The organism is Bradyrhizobium elkanii WSM2783 (assembly GCF_000472865.1).
GTDB lineage: Bacteria > Pseudomonadota > Alphaproteobacteria > Rhizobiales > Xanthobacteraceae > Bradyrhizobium > Bradyrhizobium elkanii_A.
This window is the reverse complement of sequence record NZ_AXAP01000006.1, coordinates 14,597-30,435: the sequence shown is the minus strand read 5'-3', so window position 1 is coordinate 30,435 and position 15,839 is coordinate 14,597. Positions and strand designations below refer to the sequence as shown.

Annotated in this window: 14 protein-coding genes; 12 read left to right on the top strand and 2 right to left on the bottom strand. The window is 63.1% G+C overall.

The window, feature by feature from the left end:
- Positions 1-4 precede the first annotated feature (4 nt).
- From YY7_RS0107790 to lpxB, 10 genes are all read left to right on the top strand, one after another.
- On the top strand, positions 5-763 hold the full coding sequence (locus YY7_RS0107790) for an isoprenyl transferase (protein ID WP_028162757.1): 759 nt from the start codon (positions 5-7) through the stop codon (positions 761-763).
- Positions 760-1,608: a phosphatidate cytidylyltransferase gene (locus YY7_RS0107785; protein WP_028162756.1), complete on the top strand. Its 849-nt coding sequence runs from the start codon at positions 760-762 to the stop codon at positions 1,606-1,608. The genes YY7_RS0107790 and YY7_RS0107785 overlap by 4 nt, the downstream gene beginning before the upstream one ends.
- 4 nt (positions 1,609-1,612) lie before the next feature.
- Positions 1,613-2,836: a 1-deoxy-D-xylulose-5-phosphate reductoisomerase gene (gene dxr / locus YY7_RS0107780; RefSeq protein ID WP_028162755.1), complete on the top strand. Its 1,224-nt coding sequence runs from the start codon at positions 1,613-1,615 to the stop codon at positions 2,834-2,836.
- Between the two features lie 42 nt (positions 2,837-2,878).
- Positions 2,879-4,030: an RIP metalloprotease RseP gene (gene rseP, locus YY7_RS0107775; RefSeq protein WP_028162754.1), complete on the top strand. Its 1,152-nt coding sequence runs from the start codon at positions 2,879-2,881 to the stop codon at positions 4,028-4,030.
- Positions 4,031-4,205: 175 nt separating this feature from the next.
- Complete coding sequence (bamA, locus tag YY7_RS0107770; RefSeq protein ID WP_028162753.1) at positions 4,206-6,785, top strand: outer membrane protein assembly factor BamA; 2,580 nt, start codon at positions 4,206-4,208, stop codon at positions 6,783-6,785.
- Positions 6,786-6,817: 32 nt separating this feature from the next.
- Positions 6,818-7,885, top strand: coding sequence for a UDP-3-O-(3-hydroxymyristoyl)glucosamine N-acyltransferase (gene lpxD, locus YY7_RS0107765; RefSeq protein ID WP_028162752.1), 1,068 nt, complete (start codon positions 6,818-6,820; stop codon positions 7,883-7,885).
- Positions 7,885-8,343, top strand: coding sequence for a 3-hydroxyacyl-ACP dehydratase FabZ (fabZ, locus tag YY7_RS0107760; RefSeq protein ID WP_028162751.1), 459 nt, complete (start codon positions 7,885-7,887; stop codon positions 8,341-8,343). Before lpxD ends, fabZ begins: the two co-directional genes overlap by 1 nt.
- A gap of 156 nt (positions 8,344-8,499) precedes the next feature.
- Positions 8,500-9,297 (top strand): acyl-ACP--UDP-N-acetylglucosamine O-acyltransferase, encoded by a 798-nt coding sequence (lpxA, locus tag YY7_RS0107755; RefSeq protein ID WP_028162750.1) that lies wholly within the window; start codon positions 8,500-8,502, stop codon positions 9,295-9,297.
- A gap of 19 nt (positions 9,298-9,316) precedes the next feature.
- Positions 9,317-10,174: an LpxI family protein gene (locus YY7_RS0107750; RefSeq protein WP_028162749.1), complete on the top strand. Its 858-nt coding sequence runs from the start codon at positions 9,317-9,319 to the stop codon at positions 10,172-10,174.
- Positions 10,174-11,361 carry a lipid-A-disaccharide synthase gene (gene lpxB, locus YY7_RS0107745; protein WP_028162748.1) on the top strand — a complete coding sequence of 396 codons (1,188 nt, stop codon included), beginning with the start codon at positions 10,174-10,176 and terminating at the stop codon, positions 11,359-11,361. The genes YY7_RS0107750 and lpxB overlap by 1 nt, the downstream gene beginning before the upstream one ends.
- Positions 11,362-11,464: 103 nt before the next feature.
- On the opposite strand, the gene YY7_RS0107740 is transcribed toward lpxB, so the two are convergent.
- Positions 11,465-12,019 carry a TetR/AcrR family transcriptional regulator gene (locus YY7_RS0107740; RefSeq protein ID WP_028162747.1) on the bottom strand — a complete coding sequence of 185 codons (555 nt, stop codon included), beginning with the start codon at positions 12,017-12,019 and terminating at the stop codon, positions 11,465-11,467.
- 90 nt (positions 12,020-12,109) lie between these two features.
- On the opposite strand from YY7_RS0107740, the gene YY7_RS0107735 reads away from it, so the two are divergent.
- Both YY7_RS0107735 and YY7_RS51000 read left to right on the top strand, forming a co-directional pair.
- Positions 12,110-12,517, top strand: coding sequence for a hypothetical protein (locus YY7_RS0107735; RefSeq protein WP_155255077.1), 408 nt, complete (start codon positions 12,110-12,112; stop codon positions 12,515-12,517).
- 491 nt (positions 12,518-13,008) lie between these two features.
- Positions 13,009-14,352, top strand: a complete 1,344-nt coding sequence (locus tag YY7_RS51000; protein ID WP_080663621.1) for a carbohydrate porin — start codon at positions 13,009-13,011, stop codon at positions 14,350-14,352.
- 95 nt (positions 14,353-14,447) lie between these two features.
- Here YY7_RS51000 and gltA read toward each other — a convergent pair whose 3' ends face one another.
- Positions 14,448-15,752 carry a citrate synthase gene (gene gltA / locus YY7_RS0107725; RefSeq protein ID WP_028162745.1) on the bottom strand — a complete coding sequence of 435 codons (1,305 nt, stop codon included), beginning with the start codon at positions 15,750-15,752 and terminating at the stop codon, positions 14,448-14,450.
- Positions 15,753-15,839 lie beyond the last annotated feature (87 nt).

Below are 15,839 nucleotides of genomic sequence, written 5' to 3'. Positions count from 1 at the left end.
GCCAATGTCGAACGCCCCCGCACCTGCAACTGCCGGACCGGATCGAACCGGCAGTCCGTTGCATGTGGCGATCATCATGGACGGCAACGGGCGCTGGGCGGCGGCACGCGGCCTGCCGCGCGCGGAGGGACATCGGCGCGGCGTGGAGGCGTTGCGCCGGGTGGTGCGGGCCTCGCACGAACTCGGCATCCTCTATCTCACCATCTTCTCGTTCTCGTCGGAGAACTGGTCGCGTCCGGCGACCGAGATCGGCGATCTCTTCGGCCTGTTGCGCCGCTTCATCCGCAATGATCTGGCGACGTTGCACCGGGACGGGGTGAGGGTGCGCGTCATCGGCGAGCGCGAGGGACTCGATCCGGATATCTGTGCGCTGCTCAACGAAGCCGAAGAGCTGACCAGGGCAAACACCAAGCTCAATCTCGTCGTCGCCTTCAATTATGGCTCGCGCCAGGAGATCGCCGGCGCCGCGCGGCGGCTGGCGCGGGAGGTGGCGGAAGGAAGGCGCGATCCCGCATCGATCGATGCCGACACACTCGGGCAATATCTCGGCACGCCCGACATTCCCGATCCCGATCTGATCATCCGCACCAGCGGCGAACAGCGGCTGTCGAATTTCCTGATGTGGCAGGCGGCCTATAGCGAGCTTGTGTTTGTGCCGATCCATTGGCCGGACTTCGACAAGGCGGCGCTGGAAAGTGCGATCGCCGAATACGCCAGACGCGAGCGCCGCTTCGGCGGTCTGGCTGCGAAAACCGCATCGTGACCCAAGATAAAGCCGCACCCGCGGCAAGAAGCGAGCCGTCCTCGCGCAATCTCTTGATGCGCATCATCGCCGCGCTGGTCTTGGCGCCGGTTGCGATTGCGATCGCCTATGCCGGCGGTGTTCTCTGGACGCTTCTGGTCACGCTCGCCGCGATCGGCCTCTATGTCGAATGGCTGATGGTCATCGGCGCCGGACACACGCTGCGCGTGACCGTGGCCGGTGCGCTTGCGCTGGCGGCTGCTGGGCTCTGTCTCGGGGCAGGGCGGCTTGACGCCGCGCTATCGGTGCTGGCGATCGGGCTGATCGTGATCGCTGTGATTTCATCCGAGCAACGTCGGTGGACGATCGCTGGATTTTGTTACGCCGCCGTCGCGGAAGTCGCCTCGGTCCTGCTGCGGCAGGATCCGGAAGAAGGCTTTGTGGCGCTGCTGTTCGTGTTGTTGGTCGTCTGGGCGACCGACATCGGCGGCTATTTCGCCGGTCGCAGCATTGGGGGCCCAAAACTCTGGCCGCGGGTCAGCCCGAAGAAGACCTGGGCGGGCGCGGTCGGCAGCTTCGTCGGTAGTCTCGTCGTCGCGGCGGGTTTTGCGGTGTTCGGCCTCGGCGCGGTTGTGCCGCTGCTGATCTTGGGCGCGGTGCTCTCGGTGGTTTCCCAGTTCGGCGATCTCTTCGAGTCCGCGGTGAAGCGGCGGTTCGGCGTGAAGGATTCCAGCCATCTTATTCCCGGCCATGGCGGGCTGATGGACCGGCTGGACGGCTTCGTCGCCGCGGTTGCCGTTGCCGCAATTTTCGGCTTCTTGCGGGGCGGCGCGGATGGCGTCGGCCGCGGTCTTATGGTTTGGTGAGAAAATGAGTGCTGTCCCATTGCGAAACAACAAGGCTGCGGCCTCCGCGGTCCGCACGGTGACCGTGCTGGGCGCCACCGGCTCGATCGGCGACAGCACCATGGACTTGCTGCGCGGTGCGCGCGACCGTTTCCGCGTCGAGGCGCTGACCGCCAATGGCAATGCGCAGGCCCTGGCCAAGCTCGCCCGGGAATTCAACGTGCGTTTTGCGGCCGTGGCCGATCCGAGCAAGCTGTCCGAATTGAAGGATGCGCTGGCGGGCACCCGGATCGAATGCGGCGCCGGCGACAGCGCGATCATCGAGGCGGCCGCACGGCCGGCGGATTGGGTGATGGCGGCGGTCAGTGGCGCAGCGGGCCTGAAGCCGGCGCTCGCGGCGGTCGATCGCGGAGCGACGGTCGCGCTCGCCAACAAGGAATGCCTGGTCTGCGCCGGCGATTTCTTCATGCAGCGCGCGCTGAAGGCGGGCGCCTGCATCCTGCCGGCGGATTCCGAGCATAACGCACTGTTTCAGGCGCTGAGCTCCGGCAATCGCGAGGAACTGGTGCGGGTGATCATCACCGCTTCCGGCGGGCCGTTCCGCACCTGGGCTCCCGCTGACATCGAGCAGGCTACTCTGGAGCAGGCGCTGAAGCATCCGAACTGGAGCATGGGTCAGAAGATCACGATCGACTCAGCCTCGATGATGAACAAGGGGCTCGAGGTGATCGAGGCCTCCTATCTGTTCGCGCTGACACCGGATCAGATCGACGTGCTCGTGCATCCGCAGTCGATCATCCATGGCATGGTGGAATTCTCGGACCGCTCGGTGGTCGCGCAGCTCGGCACGCCCGACATGCGCATCCCGATCGCGCATTGCCTCGGCTGGCCGGACCGGATCGTCGGGCCGTCGGCCAAGCTGGACCTGGCCAAGATCGGCCAGTTGACCTTCGAGGCGCCGGATTTCGAGCGGTTCCCGGGGCTACGGCTGGCTTACGAATCGTTAAGGACCGGTCGGGGCGCGACCACGGTATATAATGCGGCAAATGAGGTGGCGGTTGCCGCCTTCATCGCCGGCAAGATCAAGTTCGGCGCGATCGCGCGGCTGGTAGAGGCGACCCTGGACGACTGGATCAGGTCCGGCAATCTGGCGCCTCTGACATCGGCAGATGATGCGATTTCCGTTGACCATAACGCGAGAAATAGGGCTGCCTCCCTATTGCCTCAAATTGCCTTAAAGGCATCTTAGAGGGTTGGAACCGGGCCTGTTGCCCTGGTTGAGGGGAACTGAATGACCGAGTTTTTCGTACATGGTTTCAACACGTTGAGCCACGGGCTCGTCGGTTATGTGGTTCCCTTCCTGTTTGTCCTGACTATCGTCGTCTTCTTTCACGAGCTCGGCCATTTCCTGGTCGCCCGCTGGGTCGGCGTCAGGGTGCTGACCTTCTCGCTCGGCTTCGGGCCGGAGCTGTTCGGGTTCAACGACCGGCATGGCACGCGCTGGAAGCTCTCCGCGATTCCGCTCGGCGGTTATGTCAAATTCTTCGGCGATGACAGTGAAGCTTCCACGCCCTCGACCGAGACCCTGTCGGGCATGACGGCGGAGGAGCGGAAGGGCAGCTTCCATCACAAAAAGGTCGCGCCGCGCGCGGCGATCGTCGCCGCCGGCCCGATTGCCAATTTCATCCTGGCGATCGTGATCTTCACCTGCCTGTTCACCTTCTTCGGCAAGCCGAGCACCACGGCGCAGGTCGATAAGGTCGAGCCGGGAAGTGCCGCGGCGGTCGCCGGTTTCCAGGTCGGTGACGTCATCACCGCGATCGACGGTGCTACGATCGGCAGCTTCTCGGACATGCAGCGCGTCGTCAGCATCCACGGCGGCGATCAGCTCACTTTCACCGTCAAACGCAGCGGTTCCACGATCCAGTTGCAGGCGACGCCTGAGCTTCGCGACATCAAGGATCCCTTCGGGAACACCCACCGGCAGGGCATCCTGGGAATCACCCGCGCCACCGCTCCGGGCGAGCAAGTGACCGAGCGGGTCGATCCCGCCACCGCGCTCTGGCTCGGGGTGAAGGAGACCTGGTTCGTGGTCGATCGGACACTGTCCTATATCGGCGGTGTGTTCACCGGGCGCGAGGCGGCAAACCAGGTCGGCGGGCCGCTTGGGATCGCGCGAATCTCGGGCCAGGTCGCCAGCATCGGCATTGCCGCTCTGATTCACCTTGCCGCCGTGCTCTCGATCTCGATCGGGCTTCTCAACCTGTTCCCGGTACCGCTGCTCGATGGCGGTCACCTTCTGTTCTATGCGGTCGAGGCGATCCGCGGCCGGCCGTTATCTGAACGCGCTCAGGAAATGGGGTTCCGAATCGGCCTCGCTCTGGTGCTAATGCTGATGGTGTTCGCGACCTACAACGACATTCTCCATCTCGCGGCATCGTGAAACGGCTTTTTTGTGGCGTTGCCTAACGGCAACGTCTTGGAATGAAAATGGAATTGCACAGCCGTCAGTCGGTTGCCGACGTAACAAAATTGGCTACAAGCTGTGCAGCAAGGTTGGGAATCTGCCGGTCCGTTGGGGAACGGGCCGGCCGTGGAATGATAAGGGCGCGGTGCGCATGATTGTTGGAATGCGAGTGCGGGGGGGCTTGCTTGCCGCTCTGATCATGTTCGCTGTGCCGGTAGCTGCCTCGCTGGCGGCAATGTTTGTGTCTGCGCCTGCCGTTGCGCAGACGGTGGAGACGATCACGGTGGAGGGGAACCGCCGTGTCGAGGTCGAGACCATCCGCTCCTACTTCAAGCCGGGTCCGGGCGGGCGCCTGAGCCAGGCTGACATCGACGATGGCCTGAAGGCGCTGATCGAGACCGGCCTGTTCCAGGACGTTCGAATCACGCCCGCCGGCGGCCGGATCGTCGTCACCGTGGTCGAAAACCCCGTGATCGGCCGCATCGCCTTTGAGGGCAACAAGAAGATCAAGGACGACCAGCTTTCGGCTGAAATCCAGTCGAAGCCGCGCGGTACCTTCTCGCGCCCGATGGTGCAGTCCGATGCCCAGCGTATCGTCGAAATCTACCGCCGTTCGGGCCGCTATGACGTGCGCGTCAACCCGGAGATCATCGAGCAGCCGAACAACCGCGTCGACCTGATCTTCACCATCACCGAAGGCCAGAAGACCGGTGTCCGGTCGATCGAGTTCATCGGCAACAATTACTATTCCTCTTATCGCCTGCGCGACGTCATCAAGACCCGCGAATCAAACCTGCTGAGCTTCCTCGGCGGCGCCGACACCTACGATCCCGATCGGGTCGAGGCCGACCGCGACCTGATTCGCCGTTTCTACCTCAAGCACGGCTTCGCCGACGTGCAGGTGGTGGCCGCGCTGACCGAATACGATCCCGAAAAGAAGGGCTTCCTCGTCACCTTCAAGATCGAGGAGGGACAGCAGTATCGGGTGGCGTCCGTCAGCTACCAGTCTTCGATCGCGACGCTGGATCCGAACTCGCTGAGCTCGTTCTCGCGTGTTTCCGTCGGCTCGCTCTACAACGCCGAGGCGCTGGAGAAATCGGTTGAGGAAATGCAGATCGAAGCCTCGCGGCGCGGCTACGCCTTCGCCGTCGTGCGGCCGCGCGGCGATCGCAATTTCGAGAATCACACGGTCTCGATCGTGTTCGCCGTGGACGAGGGCCCGCGGACCTATATCGAGCGTATCAATATTCGCGGCAATACCCGCACCCGCGACTACGTGATCCGCCGCGAGTTCGATCTCTCCGAGGGTGACGCCTACAACCGCGCCCTGGTCGACCGCGCCGAGCGGCGGCTGAAGAACCTCGACTTCTTCAAGAGCGTGAAGATCACCACCGAGCCGGGCTCGTCCAGCGACCGCGTCGTCCTGGTCGTCGATCTCGAGGAGAAGTCGACCGGCGACTTCTCGGTCTCGGGCGGCTATTCGACCACCGACGGTGCGCTCGCCGAAGTCAGTATCTCGGAACGCAACTTCCTGGGACGAGGCCTGTTTGCGAAGGCGTCGGTGACCTACGGACAATATGCGCGCGGCTACTCGCTGTCGTTCGTCGAGCCGTATTTGCTCGACTATCGCGTCGCGCTCGGTCTCGACCTGTACCAGCGCCAGCAACTCGCAAACAGCTACATTTCGTACGGTACCGAAACGCTCGGCTTCAGCCCGCGGCTAGGCTTCAGCCTGCGTGAAGACCTCGCGTTGCAGCTCCGCTACTCGATCTATCAGCAGAAGATCAGCCTGCCGTACCAGCTCGCGAACTGTAACAACAATCCCAACAACGGCCTGCTTGCCTTCAACCCGTCGCCGGCCTTCGCGCAACTGAACGGAATTCCCGCGGGAGGCACTGCGACGGCCGGGGGCCAGAGCGCCACCGACAGCTCCGGACTCGGCCTGTGGTGCTACAGCGACGGCGAAGCTTCGCTGCCGGTTCGCAAGGAGTTGCAGGGCGGCAAGACGCTCACGTCGGCGCTCGGCTACTCGCTCAACTACAACACGCTCGACAACAACAAGAACCCGACGGACGGCCTGCTGGTCGACTTCAAGCAGGACTTCGCCGGCGTCGGTGGCGACGTCAGCTACATCAAGTCCGCGATCGACGTGAAGTACTACACCCCGCTGGTCGCCGATATCGTCGGCCTGATCCATGCCCAGGGTGGTATTCTCAACCAGGTCGGCAACGATCAGATCCGGATGCTCGACCACTTCCAGATGGGTCCGAACCTGGTCCGCGGTTTTGCTCCGAATGGCATTGGTCCGCGCGACATCAACCCGTTCGGCACGATGGACGCGCTCGGCGGCACCAAGTACTGGGGCGTGTCGGCGGAATTGCAGATGCCGTTCTGGTTCCTGCCGAAGGAAGTCGGGCTCAAGGGGTCGATCTATGCTGACGCCGGTGGTCTCTATGACTACAAGGGACCGACGTCGTGGGCGCAGACGGCCGAGGTCAACGTGCCGGGCTGCATTCCGCCAACTGTCGGCAATGGGGTGGTCCCGTCCAATCCTGGAACCTGCCTCGGACTGCAGTACGATAATGGTAACGTCGTCCGCACCTCGGTCGGTGTCGGCCTGATCTGGCAATCGCCGTTCGGTCCGCTGCGGTTCGACTACGCGGTCCCACTTACCAAGGGTCAGTTCGATCGCGTGCAGCAATTCAAGTTTGGCGGCGGAACATCGTTCTAACCGCGATCGTCGGCCGCACTGCGACGGATGGAATGGCGCTGCCGATCTTCTTCAAGAGTCCCCCTTCGTCGACGCTGGCTGACATCGCCGCGTTGACGAAGGCGCATTTGGTCGATCCCGCCAGGGGCGATCATGTGATCAAGGGGCTTGCCTCGCTCGACGAGGCTGGCCCGATGCATCTGACGTTTTTCGACAATCTCAAATATGTCGACCAGCTCGCCGCAACCAAGGCCGGTGCTTGTCTGGTCAGCCCGCGCTTCGAGGCGGACGTGCCTGCCCATGTGGCCGTGTTACGGGCCGCAAAGCCGTTCCACGCCTTCGTGCAACTGGCCCGGCAATGGCACAGCGACGCGCTCAGGCCGGGCTCGTGGTTCGGTGTCGAAGGCATCGCGCCGTCGGCGATCATCGACCCCACGGCGCATCTGGAGGACGGCGTGATCGTCGACCCGTTGGCCGTGATCGGGGCCAGGGTCGAGATCGGTTCGGGGACTGTCGTCGGGGCGGGCGCCGTGATCGGGGCCGATGTCAAGATCGGACGCGACTGCAATGTCGGCGCCAAGACGACGATCCAGAACACGCTGATCGGCAACAACGTGCTGATCCATCCCGGCTGCAACATCGGCCAGGACGGCTACGGCTTCATCTTCTTCGGGCCCGACGGCCATCTGAAGGTGCCGCAGACCGGTCGGGTCCTGATCCAGAACAATGTCGAGATCGGCGCTGGTTCCACCATCGACCGCGGTAGCCTGCGCGACACCGTGATCGGCGAGGGTACTAAAGTCGACAACCAGGTCCAGATCGGCCACAATGTGACCATCGGCAGGCACTGCTTGCTGGCGGCCCAGATCGGGCTCGCAGGCAGCCTGACCATTGGCGACAATGTCGCGCTGGGCGCCAAGGTGGGCATCAACAACCATCTGAAGATCGGCGACGGCGCCCAGGTCACCGCGATGAGTGCCGTGAAGGACGACATTCCAGCCAACGGCCGCTGGGGCGGTCACTTTGCCAAACCGACCAAACAGTGGTTTAGGGAGATCCTTGCGGTGGAGCGCCTGGTGCGTGACGGTGCGCCGAATTCGAAAGGCGAGGAAAGGGAGTGATGGAGGAGTCACCGGTCAGGTTCGAGCTTGTGGACATCAACGACATCCTCAAGACGCTGCCGCACCGCTATCCGATGTTGTTGATCGACCGGGTCATCAACATCCGCGCCGACTATAGCGGCATCGGCGTCAAGAACGTCACGTACAACGAACCATCGTTCCTCGGGCATTTTCCCGAACGTCCCGTCTATCCCGGCGTGATGATGATCGAGGCCATGGCGCAGACTGCCGGCGTGATCGGCATCAAGTCGGTGGAGGGCACCGAGAAGCCGCGCGCGGTCTACTTCCTCACCATCGACAAGTGCAAATTCCGTAAGCCTGTGATGCCCGGCGACACCATCGAGTACCACATGCGCTCGATCGGCCGCCGCAAGACCATGTGGTGGTTTCACGGCGACGCCAAGGTCAACGGTCAGATCGTCGCCGAAGCCGATGTCGGCGCGATGCTGACGGATTGATCGGCTCGGCGCGCCTTCAATCTTCGTCCCGTGTACCGCGCGCTGCAATATGCAGTCATGATACGTCACTGGACATGCCGGGCAATGTCGCGCTAACAGCCGGAAAATTCGATTGTTTAGCGCGCTTGCGCATCAACCAGTAGCGGGCCTGTCGTAATGAGCATGATCGATCCCACCGCGCGGATTGCGGATGGCGCCGTGATCGGCGAGGGCACCTCGATCGGCCCCTATTGCATCATCGGCCCTAACGTCGCGATCGGCGCGAACTGCAAGCTTGATGCGCATGTGACCGTCTCCGGCCATACGTCGATCGGCGCGGAGTGCGTGATCTCGCCGTTTGCAGTGTTGGGCGGGCCGCCGCAGGATCTGAGCTACCGCGGAGAACCGACGCGGCTTGAGATCGGCACCGGCTGCACCATCCGCGAAGGTGTGACGATGAACATCGGCACGGTGAAGGGCGGCGGGCTGACGCGCATCGGCGACCGCGGCTATTTCATGAACAACAGCCATGTCGGTCATGACTGCATGGTCGGCAATGATGTGATCTTTGCGACATCAGCCACGCTTGGCGGTCACTGCGAGATCGGGGACTTCGTCTATATCGGCGGGCTCTCGGCCGTGCACCAGTTCACCCGGATCGGGCGACAGGTGATGGTCGGCGGCGTCTGCGGCGTGCGCGACGACATCATCCCGTTCGGCCTCGCCAACGGCCAATATGCCGTGCTCGAAGGTCTCAACATCATCGGCATGAAGCGCCGCAAGTTCACCAGGGAGCGGCTGGTGACCGTCCGCGCCTTCTACCAGAAGCTATTCCATGGCGAGGGCGTCTTCGCCGAGCGATTGGCCGCGGTGCAGCCGCTGGCCGCCGAGGATCCGGCGATCGCCGAAATCCTCGCCTTCATCGGCAAAGGCAAGCGGCCGCTCTGTCTTCCGGCTGTCGACGGCAAGCACTGACGCGAGGGGCGCCCGAGCCATGACGTCAGCGGCTCCAGCGATTTCCTCTCCGGTTGGCGTCATCGCAGGCGGCGGCGCCATGCCGTTTGCGGTCGCGGAGTCGCTCGCCAAACGCGGTATCGCGCCGGTGCTGTTCGCATTGCGCGGCGCGTGCGATCCGGTCCGTGTCGAGGGGTTCCGCCATCGTTGGATTTCGGTCGGCCAGCTCGGGCGGGCGACCAGATTGTTTCGCGAGGAGGGCTGCCGCGACCTGATCTTCATCGGCACCTTGATGCGGCCGGCGCTGTCGGAAATCCGGCTGGATCTGAAGACGCTCCGTGTTCTCGCAAACGTCATCCGCGCGTTTCGAGGCGGTGACGATCATCTGCTATCGGGGGTGGGCCGCATTCTCGAGCAGGATGGATTTCGCATGGTCGGGATCAAAGATGTCGCCCCGGATCTGCTGATGCCCGAAGGTTGCATCACGCGCACGACGCCGGCCGTCAACGCCAGCGCCGACATTGCAAGGGGGCGCGAGGTGCTTGCCGCGCTCAGCCCGTTCGACATCGGCCAGGCTGCGGTTGTGATCGACGGGCATGTGGTCGCGGTCGAGGACATCGAGGGCACCGACGGGCTTCTGGCGCGTGTGACGCGGCTGCGTGCCGACGGCCGCATCCGCGCCCCGAGCGGTCGCGGCGTGCTGGTGAAGGCGCCCAAGAGCAGCCAGGATCTGCGCTACGATCTGCCGACAGTCGGGCCGCGCACAGTCGAGGGCGCCGCGAAAGCGGGTCTTGCCGGGATTGCCGTCATTGCCGGCAATACGCTTGCCGCCGAACCGCAGGCGATGATCGAGGCTGCGGACGCAAGACTGCTGTTCGTCGTCGGTGTGCCAAGCTGATGCACGGCCGCGCCCCAGACATCACGCGCAAGATCTTCCTGATTGCGACGGAGGAATCCGGCGATCGCCTCGGGGCGGCGCTGATGAAGGTGCTGCGCCAGCGGCTCGGCGATGCCGTGCAGTTTGCTGGCGTCGGCGGCCGCATGATGGCGCGCGAGGGCCTCGCGTCGCTGTTTCCGATCGAAGAACTTTCGATTGTCGGCCTTGCCGCTGTCGTGCAGCAGTTGCCGAAAATCCTGCGATTGATCCGGCACGCTACGGATGCCGTGATCGATGCGGCGCCGGACGTGCTGGTCATCATCGACAGCCCCGACTTCACCCATCGCGTCGCCCGTCGCGTCCGGGCGCGCAATCCTACCATTCCGATCGTCGACTATGTGTCGCCGTCGGTCTGGGCCTGGCGGCCGGGCAGGGCGCGCGCGATGCTCGGCTATGTCGATCACGTGCTGGCGCTGTTGCCGTTCGAGCCGGAAGAATATCGCAAGCTGCGCGGGCCGCCCTGCAGCTATGTCGGCCATCCCCTGACCGAGCAGTTTGCCTCGCTGCGGCCGAACGACGAGGAAGCAAAGCGGCGCGATGCGCAGCCGCCGGTCCTGCTGGTGCTGCCCGGGAGCCGGCGCAGCGAGATCAGGCATCACCTCGCGCTGTTCGGCGAAACGCTGGCGCAATTGCGCGCAAGCGGCGTTGTGTTCGAGCCGGTCCTTCCGACCATGCCGCATCTGGAAGCTGTGATCCGCGAGGGTGTGCAGGGCTGGCAGATCAAGCCGCAGATCGTGGTCGGCGAGAGCGAGAAGCGCGCCGCGTTCAGGATCGCACATGCCGCGTTCGCCAAATCCGGCACCGTGACGCTGGAGCTGGCGCTGTCAGGCGTTCCGATGGTGACGGCCTACCGCGTCGGCGCCATTGAGGCCTTCATCCTGCGCCGCGCGATCCGCGTGCCATCGGTGATCCTGGCCAATCTCGTGATCGGCCGGGAGGTGATCCCGGAATTCCTGCAGGAGAACGCGACGCGCGAAAAGCTGTCGCAGGCGCTCGGCGAGGTGCTCGCGGATTCCGCGCTGCGCCGCAGCCAGATCGAGGCCTTCGCCACGATGGACGCGATCATGTCGACCGGCGACCAGCCGCCAAGCGTTCGCGCCGCCGACATCGTGCTGGCGACGATGCGGAACGGCCGGCAGACGAATTAGACTAAGCACGGCGTTTCAGGCGTTGTAGTCCGGCCAGTCAATCGCGTGCTGTCCGATAGACTGCCGGCAGGCAAACGGTCGCTTTCACGGATCTGGCCAGTGACTACGCACTTATAGCCTTGGCGAAGCTAAGAACATGCGTGGTGACGAGCCGGCGCATGTCGTCGGGGTCCGAGGCTGCCTCGCGCAGGCCGCGCAGGCCGTATACCAGAACACGGGCGAGATCCGCCGGGGTCGCCTCCAGATGCGAGTTGGTGACCGCGTCGGAGATCAGCTCGGTCACCAGAGCCTGGAAGTTCGCATAGACCTGCCGGACCGCTGGGAAGCGCAAATCGAACAGATCGGCGGCGTCCGGATGCATGGCCGCCAGTTCCACTCCGTGCAGGCCCCAAGCGAGGCACGCGTGCAGCAGCTTGGATTCAAGGTTCGGTAGCGTCGACAGAACAGCGGCGATCTCGGTCAGCTTGCGCTGATCCATGTGTGCGATCACCCGATTGAAAGCGGCTTCCTTGTCTGGGAACACGAGATAAAGAGCGGGTCGGGACATCCCCGCTTTAACGGCGATGTCGCCCATGGTGGTGCGCGCGTAGCCGTAACGGGTAAACACCTCGGTCGCGCCGTCCAACGCCCGCTCTTCCTTTGATCTATTCAGCGCCATCGCGCCAAATTCCTCACTGATCAATGTTGCCAGTTTGACTGTCTGACATTAATACGAAAATTGTCAATTTGTAGGGAGATTTTCGTGGAAATGAACGAACTCACGAAGGAAGCCTTGGACGCTGCGGAGCGCGCGGTCGGCGAGGGTCCAGTGGTGATGATCAATCTACTTTGGTTCCGCAACGCTCCCGACTACCCCGCTGGGTTCGAGGGCGCCAAGCCGAACGCCCGCAGCGCCTATTATGAAGGCTATGCGAGTGCTTTCAGGACAACAGCCGAAGATCTCGGCGTCGCCTCCCAGGTCGTTTATGCGGGCAACCGGCTGAACGGACTGCTCGCCGGGCCGAACGATGATTGGGACGACATCGTCGTCGTGCGCTATGAGCGTTTCGCCGACCTTAGAAAGATCGTGGAAAGCGACGCCTACGACCGAACCGCCACCCCGCATCGGCTCGCCGGGATCGCCAACTGGCGCTTCTTCGCCACTCGAGGTCGATGATATCGGAAACGGCCCCCGCCGCTGGTGTGGGGCGCATAGAGCATTTTCGGTTCTGATGGAATTAGAACCGAAGCTGTGGATTCTTGTTTTGACGCGTTTTCTTACGCGAACCGGTGTCCACTTCGCTCGAAAGCGCTCTAGTCGAGCTAGCCGTCATTCACGGGCCTCTTTCAGCACGCCGGCGCGCATCAGCCCCGTCGTCATTCATCCATTGAGCTCCCGGACTAACCGATCAGATCTCCATCGGCCCGCTTAGACCATGCCTCGCCTTCAGCGAGGGCTGCTTGTTGCTGTTGCGACTTAGTTGCATAAAGCTTGCCTAGTGGAACCGCCTGTGTCAGTCCTGACTGCGAGTAACTCGCAACTGGGGTGGGGCGACTGTGGGAGTGAGGCGTCAGATCGGGGATTTGGGGGAGGTCTGCAATGGAATTGCGAATGCATCGCAATTGCATCTTCTCGGTCCCCATCGACCATTTCGGGTGTCAGTCGTGATGGGCTTGGCGGCTGCGCTTCTTGTTTGCGCGCCTGCTGTCGCTGACGATTCTGCTTCGCCGAGTGGCATTCCACCGTCGTCGATCGCGACCAGCCTGCCGGCCGAAGGCGATCCCACCGGCGTGCGCAAATGGCTCGCGGAACGCGGGATCACTTTTGGGCTGATCTACACCGGCGAAGCGTTGCGCAACCTGTCCGGAGGCGTGCGGCGCGGTGGGCTCTATGAGGGCAAGCTCGAGGCCTTCGTCGCGGCCGACCTGGAGAAGCTCGCGGGGTGGTCAGGGCTGGGTTTCTTCGCCAACGCCTTCCAGATTCATCATACGGCGGGGCTGCGCGACCAGCATTTCGAGAGCCTGATCACGATCAGCAACATCGAGGCTGTGCCGTCGACACGGCTGTCCGAGCTATGGCTGGAGCAGAAATTGTTCGACGATCGCTTCAGCATCCGCCTCGGCCAGCTTGCGGCGGACACCGAGTTCTTCGTCAGCGACTACAGCAAGACGCTCATCAGCAGCGATTGGCCGACAATCGCCGGTGGCAATTTGCCAAGTGGCGGTCCCGCTTATCCTCTCGCAACGCCGGGCATCCGGCTGAAATTCGATCCCAGCCCAAGCTGGACGACCCTGGTCGGATTGTTCAACGGCGATCCGGGCGGGCAGGCGACCGTCAATCGCGCCGGCACCAATTTCCGCGTGAACGATCCGCCCTTGCTGATGGGGGAATTGCAGTATCGCTACAATCAGGACAAGGATTCGCGCGGGCTGGCCGGCACGCTGCGGCTTGGCGGATGGCACCACTTCGGGATGTTCGCGGACATGAGGTTCGACGATGCCGGCCTATCGCAGGCGAGCCCGTTCAGCAGCGGGAACGCTCGTCTGTTTCGCGGGTCGAGCGGCATCTACGGCATCATTGATCAGCAGATCTGGCGCCCCGAGGGCGGGGATGCCGCAAGCGGCATCGCCGTGTTCAGCCGGATCTCGGGCACTCCATCGGATCGCAACCTGATCGACTTCTTCGTCGACACCGGAATCGTGTTCTCAGGACTGCTGCCCGGCAGACCCGACGACAAGTTCGGAGCGTCGTTCATCTGCGCGCATATATCCGATCGGGCGCGCGCGCTCGATCGCGACATCATCGGCCTAACTGGAGTCCAACAGCCGCTTAGAGATTTCGAGCTCACGATTGAGCTCTCCTACCAGGCTCAGATCAAGCCAGGCTGGACGCTTCAGCCGGTCTTCGAATACATCGTCCATCCCGGTGGACACGTTCCCGATCCGGTCTTGCCGAATTCGCCGGTGAAGAGCGGGGCGCTGATCGGCGTACGCAGCACGATCGCGTATTAGCAAGCGGTCATCGGTGGAGATCGCAGCCCGCCGCAAACGAAAACGGCGCCATCAGAACGATGGCGCCGTCTGAAACTTCGCAGAAAGCTTGAAGCTTACTTCCGCTTGTCGATCGGGACGTATTCGCGGCGGGCGACGCCGGTGTAGAGCTGGCGCGGACGGCCGATCTTCTGCTGCGGATCTTCGATCATCTCGCTCCACTGGCTGATCCAGCCGACGGTGCGGGCGACCGCGAACAGCACGGTGAACATGTCGACCGGGAAGCCCATCGCCTTCAGCGTGATGCCCGAATAGAAGTCCACGTTCGGATAGAGCTTGCGGTCGATGAAGTACTGGTCGCTGAGCGCGATCTTCTCCAGCTCCATCGCCACCTTCAGCATCGGATCGTCGCCGTGGCCGGTCTCCTTCAGCACGGCATGACACATCTTCTGCATGATCTTGGCGCGTGGATCGTAGTTCTTGTAGACGCGGTGGCCAAAGCCCATCAGGCGGACTTCGCTGTTCTTGTCCTTCACCTTGGCGATGAAGTCCGGAATGTTCTCGACCTTACCGATGCCGTACAGCATGTTCAGCGCGGCTTCGTTGGCGCCGCCATGCGCCGGGCCCCACAGACAGGCGATGCCGGCCGCGATGCAGGCGAACGGGTTGGCGCCCGAAGAGCCGGCGATGCGTACCGTGGAGGTCGACGCATTCTGCTCGTGGTCGGCGTGCAGGATGAAGATCTTCTCCAGCGCGTCGGCGAGCACCGGGTTGATCTTGTATTCCTCGCAAGGCACGCCGAAGCACATATTGAGGAAGTTCTCGGCGAACTTCAGCGAGTTCTTCGGATACATGAAGGGCTGGCCGATGGTGTATTTGTAGGCCATCGCCGCCAGCGTCGGGATCTTCGCGATCATGCGCATGGAAGCGATCATGCGCTGCTGCGGATCATTGATGTCGGTGGAGTCGTGGTAGAACGCGGCGAGTGCGCCGACGGCAGCGACCATGATCGCCATAGGATGGGCGTCGCGGCGGAAGCCCTGGAAGAAGCGCGCCATCTGTTCGTGCACCATCGTATGATGGGTGACGCGGTAGTCGAAATCCTTCTTCTGCGCCGGAGTCGGAAGCTCCCCGTAGAGCAGGAGATAGCAGGTCTCCAGGAAATCGCCGTGCTCGGCGAGTTGCTCGATCGGATAGCCGCGGTATTCGAGGATACCGGCGTCGCCGTCGATATAGGTGATCTTGGACTGGCAGCTCCCCGTCGAGGTGAAGCCCGGGTCGTAGGTGAACACGCCGGCCTGGTTGTACAGCTTGCCGATGTCGATGACATCAGGACCGACGGTGCCACTCAGGATCGGGAAATCGTAGGTCTTGTTGCCGATCGTGAGGGTAGCTGTTTTGCTGCTGGATTGTGCGTCCATCGTGTAGTCCCCGATGAATTTGTTGCGAAAATCGAGCCTGCCCGGGTTGCCGTTTCTACGGCGGATGTCGGGACAAGCCGGATTGTC